Raw genomic sequence first — 21,680 nt, 5'->3', positions numbered from 1 at the left:
CGCTCACTTCCCGCAGACCACCTGGTCGCCGGTGACCACCCCGAAGGTGCCCTGGTACGGGTCCTCGGCGCGCACCGGCACCACCTTGCGGTAGTCCGCGCCCGCGATCACTACGACCGTCCGGCCCTGGCCCGCCACCGCGCGCAGCTCGCTGCCCGGCAGCGCGGTCGCCACCGACCGGGCGGAGCGGTTCCAGCGCGGGTCGTACGTGATCACTGTGCGCTTGACCTCGCGGCTGGCGCCGTTGCCCGGGGCCCGGGTGGTGTCGAACCCGGTGGCGCGCAGCGCGGAGTCGACCCGGCCGCCGAGCCCGTCGATCCGGCTGCCGTTCTCCACCTGCACCCGGACCTGGGGCGGGGGCACGTCCACCGGCACCGCCGCCGGGGGACCGCCACCGGTCCTTCCGGGCCGGGCCGGGGCCAACGGCCGGTCCTCGCGCAGCGCCTCGAACAGCTTGGCCGCCTTCGCCTCGTCCCACTTCACCGTGGACCCGATGCCCTTGACGGCAAAGGAGGGGCTGCCGATCGGCACCGAGGCGAACTCCGAGGAGGACGGGGTGAAGTCGCGCATCGCCTGTCCGAGGGCCAGCATCTGCTCCGAGCCGAAGTCCTTGTCGGCCCGGACCGAGCCGAGGAGGGTGGAGCTGACCTCCTTGAACTTCACCGGGTTCAGCAGCACCCCGCCCCCGGTCGCCTGCTTGATGAGGGCGGCGATGAAGCGCTGCTGGCGCTGCATCCGGCCGAGGTCGGAGGCCCCGTCGACATGGCGCGAGCGCACGTACTGCAGGGCCTGTCCGCCGCTGAGGCGATGGCTGCCGGGCAGCAGGTCGAGGCCGGTGTTGCGGTCGCGCATGGTCTTGGCGGTGCAGATCTCCACGCCGCCCATCGCGTCGACCGTCCTCATGAAGCTGGTGAAGTCGACCTCCAGATAGTGGTCGATCTTCACCCGGGTCATGTTCTCCACGGTCCGCACGGTCAGGTTGGGCCCGCCCTCCGCGTACGCCGCGTTCAGGCGTACCGGGTGGGACCTGTGCGCCGTGCCGGTGACGAGGTCCCGGTGCGCGGGCACCTCCGCGTAGCTGTCGCGGGGCAGGCTGACCACGCTCGCCCGCTCCTTGTCGGCGGACAGGTGCACCAGCATGATCGTGTCCGTGCAGTGGCAGGGCGCCCCGCCCAGGCGGTACTCGCGCTTCTCCTCCGGGGAGATCTTCTCCCGCCCGTCGGTGCCCACCAGCAGGAAGTTGAGGCCGTGTCCGGCCTGCGGCCGGTTCTTCATGTCCTTGAACGGATCCACCCGTTCGATGCCGGTGTCCAGGCCGGTCATCACGGCGTGACCGACGGCTCCGGAGCCCAGGACCGCCACCGAGAGCCCGGCCGCGATCCGTACCCCCCACCGGGGTCGTCCGTCCCGGCGCCGGGTGGGACCGCCGCCTGTGCCGCGCCGGGTGCGCTGCGGCGGGGGCGGCCCGGCTGGACGGGCGGGACGGTGCGGCTGGGGCACGGTGGACACCTCCGCGGGGGCAGCAGGGAGACCAGTCGGGACACTGGCCGGATTCAGCTGATGCGACAGAACAGTAGGCCCATACGATCAGCCGCTGTCCTTACCGGTCGCTCGGCGCGCACCCGGTTCCCCCGTACGCGGTAACGTGACACCGATACCCGACCTTGAAGGACCACATGCCCGCCCAGCAGCCCGCAGTCTCGGTGATCATGCCGGTGCTCGACGAGGAGCACTACCTCCGCGATTCCGTCCGCCACATCCTGGAACAGGAGTACGCGGGCGAGATGGAGGTGGTGATCGCACTCGGGCCGTCCACGGACCGCACCGACGAGATCGCCGCCGAACTCGTAGCCGAGGATCCCCGAGTCCACACCGTCCCGAATCCCACCGGCCGGACCCCGGCGGCGCTCAACGCCGCCATCAAGGCCTCGCGTCACCCGATCGTGGTACGCGTCGACGGCCACGGCATGCTCTCGCCGAACTACATCGCCACCGCGGTCCGCCTCCTGGAGGAGACCGGCGCGCAGAACGTCGGCGGCATCATGCACGCCGAGGGCGAGAACGCCTGGGAAGAGGCCGTCGCCGCGGCGATGACCTCGAGGATCGGCGTCGGCAACGCGCCCTTCCACACCGGCGGCCAGGCCGGCCCGGCCGAGACCGTCTACCTCGGTGTCTTCCGCCGCGAGGCCCTGGAGCAGCAGGGCGGCTACAACGAGGAGTTCATCCGCGCCCAGGACTGGGAGCTGAACTTCCGCATCCGCGAAGCCGGCGGCCTGATCTGGTTCTCGCCGGAGCTGATGGTCCAGTACCGCCCGCGGCGCTCCGTACGGGCCCTGGCCAAGCAGTACAAGGACTACGGGCGCTGGCGCCACGTGGTGGCCCGCTACCACTCGGGTTCCATCAACCTGCGCTACCTGGCCCCGCCGACCCTCGTCTGCGCCATCGCCGCGGGCGTGGTCGTGGGCGCGGCCGTCACCCCCCTGGGCTTCGCCGTCCCGGCCGCATACTTCGCGGCGATCGCCGCGGGCTCCGTACCGGCCGGCAAGGGGCTCGGCATCAAGGCCCGCGCACAGATCCCCGTCGCCCTGGCGACCATGCACCTGAGCTGGGGCTTCGGCTTCCTGACGAGCCCGAAGGCGCTGGCGAACAAGGTCATCGCGAGCCGCCGCCCGGCCGTGCACCGGGACTCCTCGCAGGTTTGAGACATACGGGAGGGGCCCGGCGCGGAGACTGCGTACATCGCAGCCGCCGCGCCGGGCCCCTCCCGTACGCGCACTACCAGGTGAAGCCCTGCTGGATCGGCATGCAGGCGCCCTCGTTGTCGCCGTTGAGCGCGTGGGCCGAGGTCGGGGCCACGGTCGGGGCGGCCGGCGGCGGGGTCGGCGCGGTGCCGCTGCGCCAGTCCTTGCCGACGAACAGGGTGATCCCGGAGACGTCCTCGGACTTCTGCACCGAGTCGGCGGGCAGGCCCAGGGCGGTGGCCACGGCGCCGGCGTCGGCCGCCTGCGCGTCCGTCGCGTAGCGGATCACCGTGGTGTCCTCGGTCCCGGTCTGGGTCTCGGCGGCGGCCTTGGTGAAGCCCTTGCCGGCCAGCAGCGCGGCGACGTCGTTCGCCCGGTTCTTGACCCTGGCCTCGGTGCCGTTCCTCCCGCTCGTGGCGTTGCGCACGGAGACCGCGATCTTCGCGGGAGCCGCGGCCGCGGCCGGGGCCGTGGTCGGGGCGGCCGCGGACGCGGAGGCGCCCGGGGACGGCGAGGCGCCGTTCGCCGGGGTGCCGGAGCCCTTGCCGTCGAGCGCGATGTCCTCGCGGACCATCCGGAACACGTCCTCGGCCTCGCCCGCGAGGGGCTCGACCCGGCCCTCCATACCGATCTTGGTGCTGTAGACCCACGGCATGGTGGTCATGGTGATCCGGCCCGGCGGCACCTTCTTGAGTTCCATGCTCAGGTCGTACAGCTTGTCGATCTTGTTCAGGCCGGTGTCCACGACCATGGCCTGGATCGCCGCCTGCGCCAGGCTGTTGAGCTTCACCGGGTTGGTGAGCTTGGCGTTCTTGCGGAACTCGCGGGCCATCGAGGTCATGTACTGGTGCTGGGCGTGGGTGCGGCCGATGTCGGTGCCGTCCTCGAAGCCGTAGCGGGTGCGCAGCCACTGCAGGGCCGTCTCGCCCTGGATGACGCTCGTGCCCTTCGGCAGCTTCAGGCCGGAGCCCTTGCCGTCACGGGTGCGGGAGTGGACGTTCTGCTCGACGCAGACCGGGACGCCGCCGATGGCGTCCGCCATCGACACCACGCCCTTGAAGTCGATCATCATGAAGTGATCGACGGGGATCTTGGTCAGCTCCTGCCAGGCGGCGACCGTGCAGCCCGGACCGCCGCGCTGCAGGGACTCGTTGGTCTGTACGAGGCCCTTGCTGGCGGGGTGCACCTTGCCGCCCGGCTCGGTGCACTTGGGCATCATCAGCATCGTGTCGCGCGGCATCGAGACCACCGACATGTTGCTGCGGTCCGCGGACAGGTGCAGCAGCATCTGCACGTCCGCCAGCGGCGGGCCGCCGAAGGTGTCCGTGCCGCCGCCGAGGGCCTGGTTGGCCTCGTCGTCGCGCGCGTCGGAGCCGATGAGCAGGATGTTCAGCGGGGTCTGCCCGAAGGCGTTGGGCTTGGAGCCGCCCAGTTTGGTCTCGCCGAGGTTCAGCGCGTCCGTCTGGATACTGCCGTTCAGATGGCGGTAGTACAGGTACCCGGCCGCCGCGGTCCCGAGTATCAGCAGGGACAGCACGGAGGCCACCCAGCGCAGCACGCGCCGCTTGCCCCGTCTGGTGGGACGCCCGTCGGCCCGCCGACGGGCAGCTCTGGAGCCGCCCCGGGGTGGGGGCACCGTGGCGGAGGCGTCCGCCCCGCCGTCGGGTATCTCCTCGGCGGATTGGGCGGTCGCCCCCTCCCCCCGCACGCTGCTGTGCCTCACACGTCCCCCTCAAGATCCATCTTGGTCGTTGGTGGCCGGCACTCCCGGCCGAGTCCCGCTACTTGGCGCAGACCGCCTTGTCCGCCTGCGCCTGCTGCACGTCCTCGGGCAGCTGCTGCGGTGCCGCGGGGGCCAGCGGGGCACCCGCCTGCTGGAAGTCCGGACCCAGCGTCAGCTTCATCGCGGTCTTCGCCGCCGCGTCCGTCGTCCCCATCTTCAGTGCGGTGGCCGGCAGACCCATGATGTCCGCCAGCGCCCGGGCCTGGTCGGCCTGGTTGGGGGCGTATTCCAGCTGCGTGGCGCCGACCTTCGACGGTGCGTTGCCGACGTTGCTGGACTTGGTCACGCCCTTGCTGTTCTGCAGCCAGTTCAGCGTGGTGGAGGCGGCGCCCTTGGGCCCGCCGCCGTTGTAGACGTTCACCCGTACGTCCGCCGCCACCGCGCGGTTGCCCTGGAGCAGCGCGTCCTGCTTGGCCTTGGCGTCCGCGTCGGCCGCCTCCTTGGCGGCCTGCTCCTTCTTCTCGACCTCCGTGAGCGAAACGTCCCCCCGGATCATCTGCAGCAGCGGATCGGCGAGGCCCTGGTTGACCACGACGGTGGCCTTGACCTTCTCGGCCGGGTTGTCGAGCACCGGCAGGGTGGTGAAGGTGATGTTCTTGAGGTCGATGTCCTTCAACTCGCCCGCCAGGTCGGTGAGTTTGTTGATGGAGCCCAGCCCCTGGTCCACGGTCAGCGACTTGGTGGCCGCCTCCGCCAGCGAGAAGAACTTCTTCGGACTGGTCAGCGTTTCCTTGGACTTCATCTCGCGCATCATCGAACCGAGGAATTGCTGCTGGGTCTTGATCCGGTCCAGGTCGCTCTCGTTGCCGAAGGCGTGCCGGGTCCGTACGAAGGCCAGGGCCTCCTCGCCCTGCAGCCGGTGCTCGCCCGCCGGCAGCTTGAGCTTGGAGTCCTTGTCGTCGACCGCCTTCTCCAGGCAGACGGGCACTCCGCCGACCGCGGTGCTCAGGTTCTTCACCGCGTTGAAGTCGACCATCATGAAGTTGTCGACCTCTATGCCGGTGACCTCCTTCACCGTGCGCATGGTGCAGCCCGCGTCGCGGCCCTCCTGGCCCAGGCTGGTGTTGAAGCGGGTCGCCTTCGTGCCCCGGACCTCCTTCGTCGTCCCGTCCGGCTGCTTCGTCGGGCAGTTCGGGATGTTGGTGATCAGGTCGCGGGGGATGGACAACGCGGTGGCGTTGCTGCGGTCCTTGGCGATGTGGAAGAGGATCGTGGTGTCGGCGTGGCCGACGCTCTCCTTGTCCCCGTAACCCTCGTTGCCCGCACCGCTGCGCTTGTCGGTGCCGATGACCAGGATGTTGATGGCCTGGTCCTTCTTGAACCCGCCGGTGCCCGCGCCCGCGATGTCGGTGACGCTCAGGTTGCCGTTCAGGTGGTCGTAGTAGAGGTACGCCGCCAGTGAGCCGCCGACGAGCAGGAAGGCCAGCACCCCACCGGTGACGGCCAGCCGCTTTTTACGGCGACTGCCACCGCCGGCGCCCCCGCCCTTGCGGGAACGGCCGCCGCGCCGGCCTCCGGGCGGGGCGTCGCCGCGTCGCGGCTTCGGCACACCGGGAGAGGTGGGGGCGGTGGGAGCAGACGGCGATCTGCGGGGTGCGGTGACCTTCGGCCGCGCTTGCGCGGCGGAGTCGGCCAGTCGCAATTCGTAGTTGCCGGTGCGGGGATTGAGCACCCACTGGTCTGCGGGGTCGATTTCTTCCGCCCGCCCACGGCTTTGCGCATCCACGGTTGCTCGAATCCTCCGTCGGTGCTTCGCGACGCGCCTCCCCCGGGCGCACGGTCAACGATCCGGCTGCTGGCGCCCGATCTCTGGTCCGGCCGGGCACCGGATCGCTCACCCTATCCGCCCTGTTCGGCCGCAAACCATGCTGGTGACAAATTCCACTCCCCTTATAACGGGGTGAACCACCCATCCCACTCGGTTCGGTCACCGGCTTTTGGGATTGCTTTACCGGCAGTCGGCGTTCCCCGCAGTGGTTCCGGTGAAGGTGGGGACGGGCGCGGGGGGTGTGGCGGTTCCCACGTCGGTTTCGTCCGCGTCCGCGGCGGACGCCGTGTCCGCCCCGGCGGCCTCGGCCGGCGCCGGGGTCGGGGTCGGCTTCGGCGGGGTCACCGTGACCGGCCGGTCCGTCCGCAGCTGCTGGAACAGCTGTTCCGCAGCAGGTTCTACCAATTCGTCCCGATTCGGGTTGGGTGTGTAGGGCCTGCGGGGAACCGTCAGGAACTTAACCTGATCGGTCGGTATGCCCCGCATGCCCCGCACGAGTTCGTACAGGCCGCGCAGCGAGGCCAGGCCCGGGTCCGTGGTCACCGAGGAGGTCGCCGCGTCCAGCAGTGGGTACAGCCGGGTCGGATTCAGCAGCACCCCGTTGCTCTGCACCTTCTTGACGAGTGAGCCGAGGAACTGCTGCTGCCGGCCCATCCGTTCGGTGTCGCTGCCGTTGCCCAGGCTGTGGCGGGCGCGGACGAAGCCCAGCGCCTGCTCGCCCCGCAGGGTCTGGCGCCCGGCTTTCAGCCGCAGCTTCGCCTCCACGTCGTTCACCGGCCGCTTGAGGCAGACCTCGACCCCGCCGATCGCGTCGACCATCTTCTTGAACCCGCCGAAGTCGATCACCATGTGGTGGTCGATCCGGATCCCGGTGAGCTTCTCCACGGTACGGATCGTGCAGGCGGCCCCGCCCCACTGGAACGCCCAGTTGAACTGCGCGAACTGCTCGCCGGTGCGGCTGCCGTCCGGCTGCGTGCAGACGGGGATGTCCGTCATCAGGTCCCGCGGTATCGAGACCGCTGTCGCGCTCCTGCGGTCCTGCGGAAGGTGCAGCAGGATCGTGGTGTCCGAGCGCTGGGTGCCCTTGTCCTGCCCGTACCGGGCGTTGTCCTTGCCGGAGCGCGAGTCGGAGCCGATCAGCAGGATGTTCTGGGAGCCGGTGGCCAGGTGTGCCGGGCGCTCGCGCTCGTAGCGCCGCAGCTCGGCCGCGGCCGAGGTGTCCTCGGTGATGTTCCCGTCGAGCTTGTTGTAGAGCCACCAGCCGGTGGCCGTGCCCGCCAGGACCAGAAGGACCATCCCGAGCCCGATCCGGCGCAGCAGGCGGCGCCGGCGCCCGCGGCCGCGCGGGGGCCGTCCCGCACCCCCTGCCGCGTCGGTGCCGCCCGGTATGCCTGCGCTGTCCGTCACTGGCGTCCGTCCCCTCGCCGCTACGACTCTGGGCCGTCGGCCGTACGGGTGGGTACGGCCACTGCCGATGCTGCCCCCGGACTGCCGGAGCGGCCCGGGGGCAGGGGCCTGTCCAGGGCCATGCGGGTGACAAATCGTCCGTACCTGCTCTTCACCAGTGTGGGTGAAGGGCCTCCGGTCGGCGATCAGGCGGTGTGGGTGACGCGCTCGCTCTCGCCGCGCCGGTCCAGTCCCGCGGGGGAGAGCCGGTCCAGGTTCCGGCACAGCACCACGGACCCGCCCGCGGCCAGCGCGGCGTAGAGCCCGGCCGAGAGCCCCTCCCAGGTGTCGTAGCCGAGCCCGGTCAGCACCCGCGAGCCCTCGCCGAGGCCGAGCTTCGCCGCGTCCTCGCGGGCGCGGTCCACCAGCGCCGACTGCGTGAGCTCCTCGCCGCCGACGACCAGCGCCGCGCCCTCGGGGTCCACCGGGACGAAGGGGGCGAAGCGGTCGCCCTGCCCCGGCACCTCCACCGCGTAGTCGGCGAAGCCGGCCGGCGGCTGCGGGAAGCGGCCGCCCAGCGGCCGCAGTGCGAGCGCCACCCGCTCACCACCGCACGCCAGGGCCTGCTCCAGGGTGTCCGGCCCGCTGACGACGAGATCCGCACCGGCCGGATCGGCGCCGACCTCGGCGACGACCCCGACCGAGGCGCAGGCGAGCAGCCAGACCGCACTCTGCCAGTGCGCCGGGAGCATCAGCGCGAGCCGGTCCCCGGGCTCGGCGCCCAGGTCGCCCTGGAGCAGATTGGCGGTCTTGGCCACCCAATTGGCGAAGGTCGCGACGGACAATTCGACGCGCTCGCCGGTGGCATCGTCGTAGAAGGTGACGAGCGGGCGGCCCGGATCGGCGGCGAGCGCGGATCGCAGCAGGTCGGCAGGGGTGCGGTCAGTGGCGTTCACCCGGCACAGCGTACGCGGGCCCGTCCCTCGTACGGGGGCCGTCGGCTCCTCCGTACGGGGGAGGGGTATGCGCGGCGTGTCGGACGGAGCGTCAGTTCTCGGATGGCGCCGGGCGGTCCGGGTGCTCACCATCCTTTTCATGCGTGGATTCCTTGCTTCCTCGATCGGCGTCGCGACGGCCGCCGTACTGGCCCTGCCCCTCGCGCTCCCCACTCCCGCCCTGGCCGAGACCGCCCCAGCAACCCCCGCCGGGTCCACCCAGTCGCTGCCGCTCGCCCCCCTGGGGCCCTCGGCGACGCGGGCGCCCGGGGTCCCCGGAATGAGCGCCTCCGCAGGCCGCCCCGAGACGCAGGGGCTGACCGCACGCGAGGTCAAAACGTTCTCGCTGGTCGGCGTCGTCTGGGACGACGCGGCCACCGAACTGCACGGCCGGGTCCAGGTACGCACCCGCTCCGTCCGGACCGCCACCTGGTCGGACTGGCAGGACGTCGAGACCCACAACGGCGAACACGCCGCCGACCCCGACGCGGCGGAACGCGGCTCCCGCCCGATCCGCGGCGCCACCGCCCCGCTGTGGGTGGGCGAGTCCGACGGCGTGGAGATCCGCGTCCAGGCCGAGCCCGGCGCCCCGACCACCCGCGCCCCTTCCCGGCTGCCCTCCGGCATGCGCATCGAACTCGTCGACCCGGGCGCCGAAACCCCTGCCACGGGGTCCGACGGCAAGAACACCGGCCCCGAGGGCGACGGCAAGGGCGAGGTGGTGCCCGCCATGTCGATGTCGATGGCGGAGTCCTCCGCCGCGAACGTCCCGCACGCCTCGCTCGGCGCCAACGAGATCACCGCGCTCGACAAGGCCGACTCCACCGCCGACGCGGTCTTCGCCAGTGACGGCGAGCTGACCGCCGCGGCCGCCCCGTACATCGGCCCGCGCCCGCGGATCGTCACCCGCAGGGGCTGGGGCGCGGACGAGGGCCTGCGCGAGCCGGGCTTCGTCTACACGAGCACGGTCAAGGCGGCCTTCGTCCACCACAGCGCCTCCGGCAACAACTACGCCTGCAAGGACGCTCCCGCCGTCCTGCGCAGCCTGTACCGCTACCACGTGGTCAGCAACGGCTGGCGGGACTTCGGCTACAACTTCGCCGTCGACAAGTGCGGGACGGTCTACGAGGGCCGCGCGGGCGGAGTCTCCAAGGCGGTCCTCGGCGCGCACACCATGGGCTTCAACACCAACAGCATGGGCGTCGCGGTGCTGGGCACCTTCACCTCCACGGCCCCGCCGGCAGTGGTGGTCGACTCGGTCGCCCGTCTCACCGCCTGGAAGCTGGGCCTCTTCGGCCGCGACCCGCGCGCGAAGACGACCCTGACCTCGGGCGGCGGCAACCGCTACCCCAAGGGCAGGAACGTTTCGATGAACGTCATCTCCGGCCACCGGGACGGCTTCGCCACCCAGTGCCCGGGCGCGAAGCTCTACAGCAAGCTGGGCACGACCCGCACGGCCTCGGCCAAGCTCCAGGGCCGGCCCTAGCCTCCGGCGGTCCGCAGGATTCAGCCCCGCCGGCGCTCGAGTCGTGGGGTCCGGGGCGGAGCCCCGGGGGCGCGGCCGGGCAGCGCTACGCTCAGTGGCATGGCCGGCCGCTTCGACCCCCTCACCCGCGCCGCCGTCCGCGGCGGCCGGACCGACGTACCCGCGGGCCGCGCCGCCGCGGGCACCGCCGGCTCCGGGGCCAGGGAGCGCCGCTGGACCCCCGGCGGGCCCGTCGACCTCGGGCTCACCCTCGGCCCGCTGCGGCGCGGCCCCGCCGACCCCACCTTCCGCACCACCCCCGACGGCTCCGTCTGGCGTACCGGCCGGAGCCCGCAGGGCCTCCCCGCCACCCTGCGGGTCTCCCGGACCGGCACGGAGGTCACCGCCGAGGCCTGGGGCCCCGGCGCCGACTGGTTCCTCGAGCAGCTGCCCGCGCTCCTCGGCGCGGGCGACGACCCCGCCGCCTTCGTGCCCCGCCACCGCCTCGTGCACGAGAGCCACCGCAGCCGCCCCGGCCTGCGCCTGACCCGTACCGGCCTGGTCCTCGAATCCCTGGTCCCCACGGTCCTGGAGCAGAAGGTCACCGCTGATGAGGCCTACCGCGCCTGGCGCCGCCTCGTCCGGCAGTACGGCGAGCCCGCCCCGGGCCCGAGCCCCGACCTGTACGTCCTGCCCGCGGCCCGGACCTGGGCGATGATCCCCTCCTGGGACTGGCACAAGGCCGGCGTCGACGACAAGCGCTCCGCGACCATCGTGCGGGCCGCGCGCGTGGCGAACCGGATGGAGGAGGCGGCCGCGATGGACCCGCCCGAAGCCGCACGACGGCTGGAGGCCGTCCCCGGCATCGGCCCGTGGACCTCCGCCGAAACCCTCCAGCGCAGCAACGGCGACCCCGACGCGATCACCACCGGCGACCTCCACCTGCCCGGCATCATCGGCTACGCCCTCGCGGGCGACCGCGACACCGACGACGCCGCCATGCTGGAGCTCCTCGCCCCGTACGCCGGCCAGCGTCACCGCGCGGCCCGCCTGATCCTCCTCGCGGGCCGTACCCCGCCCCGCCGCGCGCCCCGGATGCCGCGCGGCGACATCGGCCGCCTCTGACCGCCCCGGCGGGCTCCGGCCGACCCCGGCGGGCTCCGGCCGACCCCGGCCGACGTCAGCTGACCTCAGCCGACGTCAGCCGACCTCCGCGGGCCTCAGCGGACCTGGATGAAGTCCTCCGCGGACCGTCCCGGCCGCTCCGCCGGAGCCGCCGCCGGGTGCCCCACCGCCACCGTTCCCATCGGGTCCCAGTCCTGCGGCAGCTCCAGCACCTCCCGCACCACGTCCCGGCAGAACATCGTCGAGGACACCCACGCCGAACCCAGCCGCTCCCCGGCCAGCGCGACCAGCAGGTTCTGCACGCCCGCGCCCATCGCGACCACGAACATCTCCCGCTCCGCGATGTCCCGCCGCGCGTGCCCGTAGTGGTGCGCGCCGTCCGTCACCAGACACGGCACCACCAGGTACGGGGCGGCCCGCAGCACGTCCCCGCGCCTGACCCGCTTCGCGACGGACTCCTGCGACTTGCCGTCCGCCCGCAGGTCCGCGATCCACGCGTCCCGCATCGCGTCCAGCAGCCGCACCCGGGAGGCCTCGGACTCCAGCAGCACGAACCGCCACGGCGTGGTGTGGTGCGGGGCCGGGGCCGTCACGGCCGCCGCCACCGCCCGCCGTACCGCGCCCGGGTCCACCGGCTCCGCCGTGAAGGCCCGTACGGTCCGGCGCTGCGTCACCGCCTCCCGTACCGCCTCCGAGGTGCCCAGCCGGAACATGTCGTCCGCCGGTGAGCGCACCAGGTCGCGGGCCGAGGAACCCTCGCCCAGGAGGTGGGCCAGCCCGCGCACGACGGCCACCGGCAGCCCTGCTGCCTTCCCCTTGACCAGGTCGCCGGCGGCGGCCAGCTCGTCGGCCGTCGCCACCACGGTCGCGCTCAGCGGATTGCCGTGCGCGTCCGCGCCGCCGCGCAGGTCGTCCAGGACCCGTACGCCGGCCGAGCCGATCGCCACGTCCGTCAGCCCGGTGCGCCACGGCCGCCCGAAGGTGTCCGTCACGACCACGCCCACGTCCACGGACAGGGTGTCGCGCACCCCGGCGCGGATCGCGGCGGCCGAGCCGTCCGGGTCCTCGGGCAGCAGCAGCACCGTGCCCGGGGCGGTGTTGGAGGCGTCCACGCCGGCGGCGGCCATCACCAGGCCCTGCCGGTTCTCGACGATCCGCAGCGGACCCCGGCGCGCGACCACCCGTACGGTCTCGGCGTCGATCGCGGCCTCGCGCGAGTCCGCCTCCACGATCCGGCCCTCGGCCTTGGAGACGATCTTCGAGGTGACCAGCAGGACGTCCCCGTCGCGCAGATCGGGCGCGGCCGTCGTGATCAGCTTCGCCAGGTCGTCGCCCGGCCTGACCTCCGGGATCCCGTCGACGGCCCGCACCTCGTACGAGGGCGCCCGCGTCACCGGGAGGCCTCCGCCAGTTCCAGCGCGGCGCGGGCCATCTCCGCGGTGGCCTCCAGGTCGGTCATCATCAGCGGCACCGCGCGGCAGGTGATCCCGGCGGCCTCCACCTCCGCGACGGCGGCCGCGTCCGAGGTGTCCACCAGCCAGCCGTCGAGCAGCCCGGTCCCGTAGTGCAGGGCGACCGCGGAGGCGGTGGACTCGACGCCCACCGCGGCGAGCACCTTGTCGGCCATCCCGCGCACGGGCGCGCCGCCGACGATGGGGGAGAGGCCGACGACGGGAGCCGCGGCGGAGGCCACGGCCTCCCGGATGCCGGGGACGGCGAGGATCGTGCCGACCGAGACCACGGGGTTCGACGGCGGGAAGATGATCACGTCGGCGGCGGCGATGGCCTCCAGCACGCCCGGGGCGGGCTTGGCCTGCTCGGCGCCCACGGGTACGACGGCCTCCGCGTCCACCGCGGCACGCAGCCGGACCCAGTACTCCTGGAAGTGGATGACGCGGCGCTCGCCGGTGCCCGCCTCGGTGATCGCCACGTGGGTCTCGACCCGGTCGTCGGACATGGGCAGCAGCCGCACGCCGGGCTGCCAGCGGTCGCAGAGCGCCTCGGTGACGGCGCTCAGCGGGTAGCCCGCGCCGAGCATCTGCGTACGGACGATGTGGGTGGCGAAGTCGCGGTCGCCGAGGCCGAACCAGGTGGGCCCGACCCCGTAGGCCGCGAGTTCCTCCTTGACGGTGAAGGACTCGTCTGCGCGGCCCCAGCCCTGGTCCTCGTTGATGCCACCACCGAGGGTGTACATCACCGTGTCCAGGTCGGGGCAGACCTTGAGCCCGAAGAGGTGAATGTCGTCACCGGTATTGCCGATGACCGTGATGTCCGCGTCGGGGACTGCCGACTTGAGTCCGGACAGGAACCGGGCGCCGCCTATACCGCCGGCCAGAACAACAATGCGCATGCGGACAGTTTGTCAGGGCAGGCGGGCGGTCAGGCAGGCACGGACGCCGTTTCGGCAGGGGAGCAGCTGTGCATCGGCATTTCGGTCAGGCCGGGGAAGTAGACGTGCAGGCTGACCGCGCCGTCGAGGGTGTCGTTGACGACCTCGTGGGCGTGGCCGGGGGCGAGGACGCGCTGGGTGCCGGGGCGGTGGCTGAGCCGGCCGCGGGCGGTGTGCTCGGTGAGCTCGCCCTCCAGGACGGTCATGACGCCGGAGGAGGCGCCGTGGTCGTGCGGGCCGCTGCCCTGGCCGGGGACCCAGCTCAGCAGCCAGACCTCGTACCCGGGACCGGTGCGCAGCCGGTGGTACCAGCGGGCGGTGGCGTCGTACCGGACGAGGTGCTCCCAGGAAGCGCGGTCCTCGGCGACGGAACGGGCGAGCCCGACGAACTCGGCGACGGTCGTCGGGTGCTCCCGGGCGGGCTGGAGCAGGTGCTGGACGGCGAGGATGTCACCGGCGATCTGGAGGTCGCTCTCGACCGGCGCGGCGGCGGGCAGGGCGGCGGGAGCGGCGGGGGTGGCGCTGTACGTGCTGTTCATCGTGGGGGATACCTCGACGGATGTCAGTCGTGCTGGCGGTTGCTGCGGGGGCGGGCCGGAGCTCTCGGGAGCCGGGGCTCCGCGGGCATCAACAGCTGCAACAGCAACAGCGAACCTGGGCAGCGCACAGGAACCCACGAATGGGGGTCCGGGTGGCGGCTGCAGGCACTGACATGCGAACAAGGAGAACGGCTGTGGGGCCGGACTGTCAACCCAATGTCCGGTTTGGGGTAAAAGTTTCACCTCATCCGGTTACCGTGCACGGAGAAAGGTTTGTGCAGTGTGCGGCAGGGGATGTGGCGCTGTGTCGGCGCTCAAACCCGAACCCGACATCCGTGACCTGAATGTGATCTGCGCCGCTTCTCGGTCCGGATCGCAACCCCGTCCGGAGGCAGCACGTGGATAACGGGTAACGACGAAATCCTGACATCTTGTGGCGCCAGAGGCATGTGTCATGATTTTTGGCGATATGAACACTTACTGCATAGGCTTGGTTCCGCAGAGTGAATAAGGGGCCCAATAGCAGATCTCGGCTTGACTGCCCCGGAGCCACGCACTTGTAATTTCACTCGTGTCGTTACGTAGCAATCAGTGACGGCATCGTCACGGGGACGCACAGACAGAGCGAGGGGCGCACATGACCGAGCTGTTTCAGGAACTGCTGGTCGAGGAGGCGGACGAAGAGCTCGGGTGGCAGGAGCGCGCTCTGTGCGCCCAGACCGACCCCGAGTCCTTCTTTCCCGAGAAGGGCGGCTCCACCCGCGAGGCCAAGAAGGTCTGCCTCGCCTGCGAAGTCCGCTCCGAATGCCTTGAGTACGCCCTCGCCAACGACGAGCGATTCGGCATCTGGGGCGGTCTGTCCGAGCGGGAACGCCGCCGCCTGAAAAAGGCAGCGGTCTGAAACGGCCGACCCACCACCGGTCAGGCACCTACCGCACATCGCACGACATATCGAAAGCACCACAGGGCGCCACACGGCACCACGCACGGCACGACGCACGGCACGCAAACGGCACCGCACACGGTCCGCCTCCTGCACCTTCCCCGCAGGAGGCGGACCGCTGTCGTGTCAGCCGTTAGGGTGGGGCGCTGTCCAGCAGCCTCCGAGGGCACACCACCCCCGGACCCCCGGCCGGAGGGCCCGTACCGCGATGTCCCTGCACAGCCAGTCGACGGCCTCCTACCAGGCCCCCGCCACACCCGAGTTCCCCCGGCACGTCGTCACCGCGATCCTCGTCGCCCACGACGGCGCCCGCTGGCTGCCCCGGACGCTCGCCGGCCTCCTCGGCCAGGAACGCCCCGCGCAGAACCACATCGCCGCCGACACCGGCAGCGCCGACGAGTCCGCGCGCCTGCTCACCGAAGCCCTCGGCGACGACCGCGTCGTGCACCTTGCCCGCCGCACCGGATTCGGCACCGCGGTCGAGGAATCCGTCCGCACCGCGGGCACCCTGACCCCCGAGGACCTCCCGTACCTCAAGCGCCCCAGCGGCTGGGACCCCGTCAGCCGCACCTGGCGCGACGACGCGTACGACCTGCCCGACCTTCCCCACGGCGAACCCGTCCAGTGGCTCTGGCTCCTGCACGACGACAGCGCCCCCGAACCCGACGCCCTCACCGAACTGCTCCGCGTCGCCGAGGACAACCCCGACGCCGCCGTCATCGGCCCCAAGCTGCGCGGCTGGTACGACAAGAAGCAGCTCCTCGAAGCCGGCGTCACCATCGCCCGCAGCGGCCGCCGCTGGACCGGGCTCGACCGCCGCGAACAGGATCAGGGCCAGCACGACCAGGTCCGCCCCGTCCTGTCCGTCTCCACCGCGGGCATGCTGGTCCGCCGCGACGTCTACGACGCCCTCGGCGGCTTCGACCGGCGCCTGCCCCTGATGCGCGACGACGTCGACCTGTGCTGGCGCGCCCAGAGCGCCGGCCACACCGTCCTCGTCGCCCCCGACGCCGTCCTGCGGCACGCCGAGGCCGCCGCCCGCGAACGCCGCACCGTCGACTGCGCCGGCCGCACCACGGCCGGCCCGCACCGCGTCGACAAGGCCGGCGCCGTCTACACGATCCTCGCCAACAGCTCCGGCCGCGCCCTGCCCTACGTCCTGCTGCGCGTCCTGCTCGGCACCGTGCTGCGCACCCTCGCCTACCTCGTCGGCAAGGCCCCCGGCCAGGCCGTCGACGAGCTCACCGGCCTGCTCGCGACCCTGCTCCGCCCCGGCCGCGTCCTCGCGGCCCGCAGGGCGCGCCGCCGCCCTGCCGTCCCCGCCGCCGAACTGCGCCCGCTCTTCCCCCCGCCGGGAGCCTCCCTGCGGGCCAACGCGGAACAGCTCGCCGGCTACTTCGGCGCCGACCGCGACACCGACGCCGCCCCCGCCGGCCGGCACGGCGGCGGTAGCATCCTCAACGCGCCCGGCGAGGACGGCGACTACCTCCCCGAGGTCGAGCGCTTCGCCCGCCTCAAGCGGCTCGCCCGCAACCCCGCGCCCGTCCTCTTCGGCCTCCTCCTGGTCGTCTCCCTGGCCGCCTGCCGCGCCCTGATCGGCGGCGGCTCCCTGATGGGCGGAGCCCTGCTGCCCGCCCCCGACAGCGGCTTCGCGCTCTGGGGCGCCTACACCGGCGGCTGGCACGCCGTCGGCACCGGCTCCACCGCCTCCGCGCCGCCCTACCTGGCCGTCCTCGGCAGCCTCGCCACCCTGCTGTTCGGCTCCACGCAGGCCGCCCTGACCCTGCTGCTCGTCGGATCCGTCCCGCTCGCCGGCCTCACCGCCTACTTCGCCTCCCGGCCGCTCGTCGCCTCCCGGCTGCTGCGCGCCTGGGCGGCCATCGCCTACGCCTTCCTCCCCGCCGTGACCGGAGCCCTCGCCGGCGGCCGCCTCGGCACCGCCGTCCTCGCCGTCGTGCTCCCCCTGCTCGCCCGCTCCGCCGTCGCCGCCTTCGACCTCGCCGACGGCGCGGAAGCCGGCGACCGCCGGGGCGGCCGGCGCGCGGTGTGGACGTACATCCTCCTGCTCACCCTCACCACCGCCTTCACCCCCGTCGTGTGGCCCCTCGCCGCCGTCCTCGGGACCGCCGCGCTGGCCCTGCGCCGGGCGCACTGGAAGGCGTACGGCCTGCGGTTGCTCGCCACCCTCGCCGTCCCGCTCCTCGTGCTCGCCCCCTGGTCCCTGGGCCTGCTCACGCACCCCGGCCGCCTCCTGCAGGAAGCCGGACTGCCCTACGGAGCCGGCTCCGCCGACGCCCTCGGCCTGCTCACCATCAGCCCCGGCGGCCCCGGCACCGGCGCCGCGCTGCTGCTCATCGGCATCGTCCTCGCCGCCCTGGCCGCCCTGCTGCGCAGCGACCGCGCCTTCGCCGTCCGCACCGCCTGGGCCGTCGCCCTCGCCGCGCTGCTCCTGGCCGTCCTCGTCAACCGCGGCGCCTGGGCCGGCCCCGCCACCCTCGTCTACGGAATCGCCCTGCTCGCGGCCGCGGCCCTCGGCGCCGACGGGGCCCGGGAACGCGTCGCCGCGCGCAGCTTCGGCTGGCGCCAGCCGCTGGCCGCCCTCATCGCGCTGGCCGCCGCCGCGGGCCCGCTGGTCGCCGCCACCACCTGGATGCTCGCCGGCGCCGACGGCCCGCTGCAGCGCCGCGACCCCGTACAGGTCCCGGCCTTCGTCGCGGACGCGGGCGGCGACGACAACCAGACCCGCACCCTGATCCTCGACCTGGACCCGCCCGCCACCGTCTCCTACAGCCTCGTCCGCGGCTCCGGCGGCGGCATCGGAGACGCGGAGGTCACCGCCCGCACCGGCGCCGACGCCCGCCTCGACAAGGTCGTCTCCAACCTGGTGGCCGGCTCCGGCGCCGACCAGTCCAGCCAGCTCAGCGCCTTCGCGATCCGCTTCGTCATGTTCCGCCCGGGCGGCCCCGAAGAGATCCGCCGCGTCCTGGACGCCACCCCGGGCCTCAGCCGCCGCCACCAGCAGGACGGCACCGCCCTGTGGGGCGTCGAACCCTGGCTGCCCCGCGCCGTGATCGTCTCCGGCAAGCAGGGCGAGGCCCCGATCCCGGTCGCCGCCGGACCCGTCGAGGCCCACAGCAAGATCCCGGCCGGGGAGGCGGGCCGCGTACTGCGCATCGCCGACCGGGCCGATGAGGGCTGGCAGGCCACCCTCGACGGCAAGGCCCTCAAGCCCAAGACCCTCGACGGCTGGGCGCAGGGCTTCGAGCTGCCCGCCGACGGCGGCCGCCTCGACCTCGTCCACGAGGACTCCCTGCTGCGGACCGCCTGGTACTGGGCCCAGGGCCTGCTCGCCCTGGTCCTGCTCGTGATGGCCCTGCCCGGCCGCCGCGCACAGCTCGACGACGACCTGCCGGACGAGGAGGCCGCGCTCCCGGCCTCGCCCGGCCCGGGCGAGGCCGGCGAGGGCCGCCGCGCCCGCCGGCTGCGCGCCGAGGCCGAACCGGCCCCCGCACCGGTGGAGACCGCCGCGGACGCCGACCCGTACGCGCAGATCCCCGCGCAGCCGGTGTACGGCGAGGACGCGTACGCGTACCAGGCGTACGGCGACCAGAGCGGCTACGCGTACGAGGCGCAGCAGCCGGCCCCGTACGACCAGTACCCGCAGTACGACCAGCAGGGCCAGCAGGGCCAGCAGGTCTACGAGGTCCCGTACCAGCAGCAGCAGCAGCAGCAGCCGCCGCAGCAGCCGCCGGTCCAGGACCCGGACCAGCAGCAGTACACCTACCCCTACGAGCCCTACCGTCCGTACGACCCCCACCACCCCCACGCACCGCACGACCAGCGTCCGGACGGGAGCCCCCAGCAGTGAAGCAGCGCGCACCCCTGACGCTGGCGGCGGTGAGCGCGGCCCTCGCCGCGATCACCGGCGTCGCCGCCCTCACCGCACCCGCCGCCGACGGCAAGGCGGTCGACGGCAAGGCCGCGGCCGCCGCCCGGATGCCGGTGGAGCGGTCCCTTCTGGTGTGCCCGGGGCCCAGTTCCTCGGAGGTCGCCGAGACCACGTACACGGCCTTCACCCCCGGCGCCCCCGCCGGCGAGGGCAAGGGCTCGGCCCGGCTGCTCGGCGCGACCAAGGACGCCAAGCCGGTGCTGGAGCCCAAGGATCGGGGCAAGCCCGTCGGGGCCACCGCCAGCGGCGCCGACGCACCGGCCCTGACCGGCAGCGCCGACGGCGTCCTCGCCCCCGGCTGGACCGCGCAGCTGACCACCAAGGTCACGGTCGGCCGGGCCCGCGGCGTCCTCGGTGTCGGCTGCACCGCGCCCGGCACCGACTTCTGGTTCCCCGCGGTGAGCACGGCCAAGGGACGCGAGGACTACGTCCACCTCACCAACCCCGACGACGCCGCGGCCATCGTCGACATCAAGCTCTTCGGCCCCGACGGACTGGCCAAGCCCGAGGCCGGCGCCAGCGAGAGCATCCGGGTCGACCCCAAGTCCAGCAAGACCGTCCTGCTCTCGTCCCTGCTCCCCGGAGCCCAGCTCGCGGACGCCACCGCCCACGTGACCACTCGCGCCGGCCGCGTGGGCGCCACGGTCCAGGTCAACGAGGAGCAGGTGGGCGCCGACTGGCTGGCCGCCCCCACCGACCCGGCGGGATCGCTCGTCCTGCCGGGCATCCCGGCCGACGCCGCCTCCGTACGGCTGGTCCTCTTCGCACCGGGCGAGGAGGACGCGGACCTGAAGCTGCGCCTGGCCGGACCGGGCGGGGCGATCAGCCCTGCGGGCAACGAGCAGGTGCACGTGAAGGCCGGGATGACGGCGGCCGTGGACCTCAAGGACCTGACGCGCGGTGAGCCCGGTTCGCTGATGCTGACCCCGGCCGACGCCAAGAAGTCCGCCCCGGTCGTCGCGGCGCTGCGGGTGGTCCGCGGCAGCGGCGCCAAGCAGGAGCTCGGTTTCATCCCCGCCACCGGCCCCGTCGGCACCCGGGCCACCGTGGCCGACAACCGGCCCGAGGAGAACACGACCCTGCTGTCCCTGACCGCCCCGGGCGCCGATGCGAAGGTCAAGGTGACGGCCTCGCCGGGCACCGGCGGCGGCGAGGCGGCCTCCCAAGAGGTCACCGTCAAGGCGGGCACCACGCAGACCCTGACCCTGGCCCCGGCCGGCGGCAAGGGCGCCTACGCCCTCACCGTGGAGACCCTTTCGGGCGGACCGGTCCACGCGGCCCGCACGCTGTCCCTCCCACACGAGGGCATCGCGATGTTCACCGTGCAGGGCTTCTCGGACGACCGTTCCACGGTCTCGGTCCCCAGGGCCGCCCAGGACCTCTCGGTCCTGACCAGATGACCGGATGACCGGATTGACCGGGCGGATGGCCTGATCACGGAGCCCCCGGTGGGCGGTAGCAGGACCTAGCTAGTTCTCGCCGTACCGGGGGTCCACCGTCTCCGGCGACAGCCCCAGCAGCTCCGCCACCTGCTCCACCACGATCTCGTGGATCAGCAGCGCCTTCTCGTCCCGCGTCTTGGCACGGATCTCCACGGGCCGCCGGAACACCACGATCCGGGCGGGCCGCCCCTCGCGGGACTCCGACACCGCGCCCAGCGGCACCGCCTCGTCGTTCCAGCCGCCGTCCGCACCGCCCGGCGGACCGGGGACGTCACCGATCAGGAACTCCACGTCGGACAGCTGCGGCCAGCGCCGCTCCAGCCGCTCCACGGAGTCCCGTACGAGGTCCCCGAACAGCTCCGACCGGCTCGCCGACAGCGGCACCTGCGGAGGGGCCACCGGACCCCGCATCCCGCGCCCGTGCCGGTCCCGCCGACGGGGGCGCGGCTCGGCTGCGGCCCCCACGGGGGGCTCGGCGGGGCAGGGAGGAAGAGGGGTGTCGGTCACCCCCGCAGGGTAGCCCTGAGTACGACACGGGGGAGCGCGCGGCGGTGGAGTCGTCGCGGCCCGGTCAGGAGTGCGGTACCGTCCAACGTCGTGAGCCCTGTACGTCGCTGTTCGCGCACCGCGTGCGGCCGCCCTGCCGTCGCGACACTGACGTACGTCTACGCCGATTCGACCGCAGTTCTCGGCCCGCTCGCCACCTACGCCGAACCCCACTGCTACGACCTGTGCGCCGAGCACTCGGAGCGCCTGACCGCCCCACGGGGCTGGGACGTCGTGCGCCTCTCCGGCACCTCCGGGCCCTCCCGCCCCAGCGGCGACGACCTCGAAGCCCTCGCCAACGCCGTACGCGAAGCCGCCCGCCCGCCGGGGCGCGCGGCCGAGGGCGGCGGTTCCCGCCAGGGAGGCCAGGCCACCGGGGAGACCCGTCGTGGACACCTGCGCGTCCTGAGATCGCCGGATTCCTGACGCTCCGACGGCCTGAAGAGCCGCTCCCGGTTCAGGGTAGGTTTTGCTGAACCGGACAGGACCTTCAGGAGGGCAGGCAGTGGCCGCAGATCTTTCGAACATCGTCAAGGCGTATGACGTGCGTGGTGTCGTGCCGGATGAGTGGGACGAGTCCTTGGCGGAGTTGTTCGGTGGCGCGTTCGT

16 protein-coding genes are annotated in these 21,680 nt (G+C 73.0%); 7 read left to right on the top strand and 9 right to left on the bottom strand.

Annotated features, from left to right (window positions below; translation table 11 throughout):
- Positions 1–3: 3 nt before the first annotated feature.
- Positions 4–1,500, bottom strand: coding sequence for an LCP family protein (locus ACIQZO_RS35705; protein ID WP_403634723.1), 1,497 nt, complete (start codon positions 1,498–1,500; stop codon positions 4–6).
- 176 nt (positions 1,501–1,676) lie between these two features.
- On the opposite strand from ACIQZO_RS35705, the gene ACIQZO_RS35700 reads away from it, so the two are divergent.
- A complete protein-coding gene (locus tag ACIQZO_RS35700; RefSeq protein WP_403634720.1) occupies positions 1,677–2,702 on the top strand; it encodes a glycosyltransferase family 2 protein in 1,026 nt (341 codons plus the stop codon).
- A gap of 73 nt (positions 2,703–2,775) precedes the next feature.
- On the opposite strand, the gene ACIQZO_RS35695 is transcribed toward ACIQZO_RS35700, so the two are convergent.
- The 4 genes from ACIQZO_RS35695 to ACIQZO_RS35680 all read right to left on the bottom strand — a co-directional run bounded on the left by ACIQZO_RS35695 (position 2,776) and on the right by ACIQZO_RS35680 (position 8,634).
- Positions 2,776–4,464 carry an LCP family protein gene (locus tag ACIQZO_RS35695; protein ID WP_403634717.1) on the bottom strand — a complete coding sequence of 563 codons (1,689 nt, stop codon included), beginning with the start codon at positions 4,462–4,464 and terminating at the stop codon, positions 2,776–2,778.
- Between the two features lie 58 nt (positions 4,465–4,522).
- Positions 4,523–6,250 carry an LCP family protein gene (locus ACIQZO_RS35690; RefSeq protein WP_403634715.1) on the bottom strand — a complete coding sequence of 576 codons (1,728 nt, stop codon included), beginning with the start codon at positions 6,248–6,250 and terminating at the stop codon, positions 4,523–4,525.
- Positions 6,251–6,472: 222 nt separating this feature from the next.
- Positions 6,473–7,699 (bottom strand): LCP family protein, encoded by a 1,227-nt coding sequence (locus tag ACIQZO_RS35685; protein ID WP_403634713.1) that lies wholly within the window; start codon positions 7,697–7,699, stop codon positions 6,473–6,475.
- Between the two features lie 185 nt (positions 7,700–7,884).
- Positions 7,885–8,634 carry a TIGR03089 family protein gene (locus tag ACIQZO_RS35680; RefSeq protein ID WP_403634710.1) on the bottom strand — a complete coding sequence of 250 codons (750 nt, stop codon included), beginning with the start codon at positions 8,632–8,634 and terminating at the stop codon, positions 7,885–7,887.
- Between the two features lie 139 nt (positions 8,635–8,773).
- On the opposite strand from ACIQZO_RS35680, the gene ACIQZO_RS35675 reads away from it, so the two are divergent.
- Both ACIQZO_RS35675 and ACIQZO_RS35670 read left to right on the top strand, forming a co-directional pair.
- Positions 8,774–10,159, top strand: a complete 1,386-nt coding sequence (locus ACIQZO_RS35675) for a peptidoglycan recognition protein (RefSeq protein WP_403634708.1) — start codon at positions 8,774–8,776, stop codon at positions 10,157–10,159.
- 99 nt (positions 10,160–10,258) lie between these two features.
- On the top strand, positions 10,259–11,263 hold the full coding sequence (locus tag ACIQZO_RS35670) for a DNA-3-methyladenine glycosylase family protein (RefSeq protein WP_403634706.1): 1,005 nt from the start codon (positions 10,259–10,261) through the stop codon (positions 11,261–11,263).
- Between the two features lie 95 nt (positions 11,264–11,358).
- Here ACIQZO_RS35670 and ACIQZO_RS35665 read toward each other — a convergent pair whose 3' ends face one another.
- Genes ACIQZO_RS35665 through ACIQZO_RS35655 form a run of 3 tightly spaced genes read right to left on the bottom strand, consistent with a single transcriptional unit; the run spans position 11,359 to position 14,191 of the window.
- Complete coding sequence (locus ACIQZO_RS35665) at positions 11,359–12,657, bottom strand: coenzyme F420-0:L-glutamate ligase (RefSeq protein WP_403634703.1); 1,299 nt, start codon at positions 12,655–12,657, stop codon at positions 11,359–11,361.
- Positions 12,654–13,613, bottom strand: a complete 960-nt coding sequence (cofD, locus tag ACIQZO_RS35660) for a 2-phospho-L-lactate transferase (protein ID WP_403634700.1) — start codon at positions 13,611–13,613, stop codon at positions 12,654–12,656. The genes ACIQZO_RS35665 and cofD overlap by 4 nt, the downstream gene beginning before the upstream one ends.
- 29 nt (positions 13,614–13,642) lie before the next feature.
- Positions 13,643–14,191 carry a cysteine dioxygenase gene (locus ACIQZO_RS35655; RefSeq protein ID WP_403634697.1) on the bottom strand — a complete coding sequence of 183 codons (549 nt, stop codon included), beginning with the start codon at positions 14,189–14,191 and terminating at the stop codon, positions 13,643–13,645.
- 637 nt (positions 14,192–14,828) lie between these two features.
- Between ACIQZO_RS35655 and ACIQZO_RS35650 the strand changes: the two genes are divergently transcribed.
- The 3 genes from ACIQZO_RS35650 (at position 14,829) to ACIQZO_RS35640 (ending at position 20,483) form a co-directional block, all read left to right on the top strand.
- Positions 14,829–15,092, top strand: coding sequence for a WhiB family transcriptional regulator (locus tag ACIQZO_RS35650; RefSeq protein ID WP_003983763.1), 264 nt, complete (start codon positions 14,829–14,831; stop codon positions 15,090–15,092).
- Between the two features lie 250 nt (positions 15,093–15,342).
- Positions 15,343–19,002 carry a glycosyltransferase gene (locus ACIQZO_RS35645; protein WP_403634695.1) on the top strand — a complete coding sequence of 1,220 codons (3,660 nt, stop codon included), beginning with the start codon at positions 15,343–15,345 and terminating at the stop codon, positions 19,000–19,002.
- Positions 18,999–20,483 (top strand): DUF5719 family protein, encoded by a 1,485-nt coding sequence (locus tag ACIQZO_RS35640; RefSeq protein WP_403634693.1) that lies wholly within the window; start codon positions 18,999–19,001, stop codon positions 20,481–20,483. Before ACIQZO_RS35645 ends, ACIQZO_RS35640 begins: the two co-directional genes overlap by 4 nt.
- A gap of 69 nt (positions 20,484–20,552) precedes the next feature.
- Here ACIQZO_RS35640 and ACIQZO_RS35635 read toward each other — a convergent pair whose 3' ends face one another.
- Positions 20,553–21,032: a metallopeptidase family protein gene (locus tag ACIQZO_RS35635; RefSeq protein ID WP_403634690.1), complete on the bottom strand. Its 480-nt coding sequence runs from the start codon at positions 21,030–21,032 to the stop codon at positions 20,553–20,555.
- Positions 21,033–21,047: 15 nt separating this feature from the next.
- On the opposite strand from ACIQZO_RS35635, the gene ACIQZO_RS35630 reads away from it, so the two are divergent.
- Positions 21,048–21,497, top strand: a complete 450-nt coding sequence (locus ACIQZO_RS35630; RefSeq protein WP_403634870.1) for a DUF3499 domain-containing protein — start codon at positions 21,048–21,050, stop codon at positions 21,495–21,497.
- The last annotated feature ends 183 nt before the right edge of the window (positions 21,498–21,680 follow it).

Origin of the sequence: Streptomyces sp. NPDC097617 (assembly GCF_044761485.1) — a bacterium.
GTDB lineage: Bacteria > Actinomycetota > Actinomycetes > Streptomycetales > Streptomycetaceae > Streptomyces.
The sequence above is the reverse complement of the archived record's forward strand: the minus strand, read 5'-3'. Positions and strand labels throughout refer to the sequence as shown.

What these genes read in the sequence shown, in the direction of transcription:
- ACIQZO_RS35645 (WP_403634695.1), top strand. Translation starts at nt 15,343, where the DNA reads ATGTCCCTGCACAGCCAGTCGACGGCCTCCTACCAGGCCCCCGCCACA.
- ACIQZO_RS35650 (WP_003983763.1), top strand. Translation starts at nt 14,829, where the DNA reads ATGACCGAGCTGTTTCAGGAACTGCTGGTCGAGGAGGCGGACGAAGAG.
- cofD (WP_403634700.1), bottom strand. Translation starts at nt 13,613, where the DNA reads ATGCGCATTGTTGTTCTGGCCGGCGGTATAGGCGGCGCCCGGTTCCTG.
- ACIQZO_RS35655 (WP_403634697.1), bottom strand. Translation starts at nt 14,191, where the DNA reads ATGAACAGCACGTACAGCGCCACCCCCGCCGCTCCCGCCGCCCTGCCC.
- ACIQZO_RS35670 (WP_403634706.1), top strand. Translation starts at nt 10,259, where the DNA reads ATGGCCGGCCGCTTCGACCCCCTCACCCGCGCCGCCGTCCGCGGCGGC.
- ACIQZO_RS35700 (WP_403634720.1), top strand. Translation starts at nt 1,677, where the DNA reads ATGCCCGCCCAGCAGCCCGCAGTCTCGGTGATCATGCCGGTGCTCGAC.
- ACIQZO_RS35675 (WP_403634708.1), top strand. Translation starts at nt 8,774, where the DNA reads ATGCGTGGATTCCTTGCTTCCTCGATCGGCGTCGCGACGGCCGCCGTA.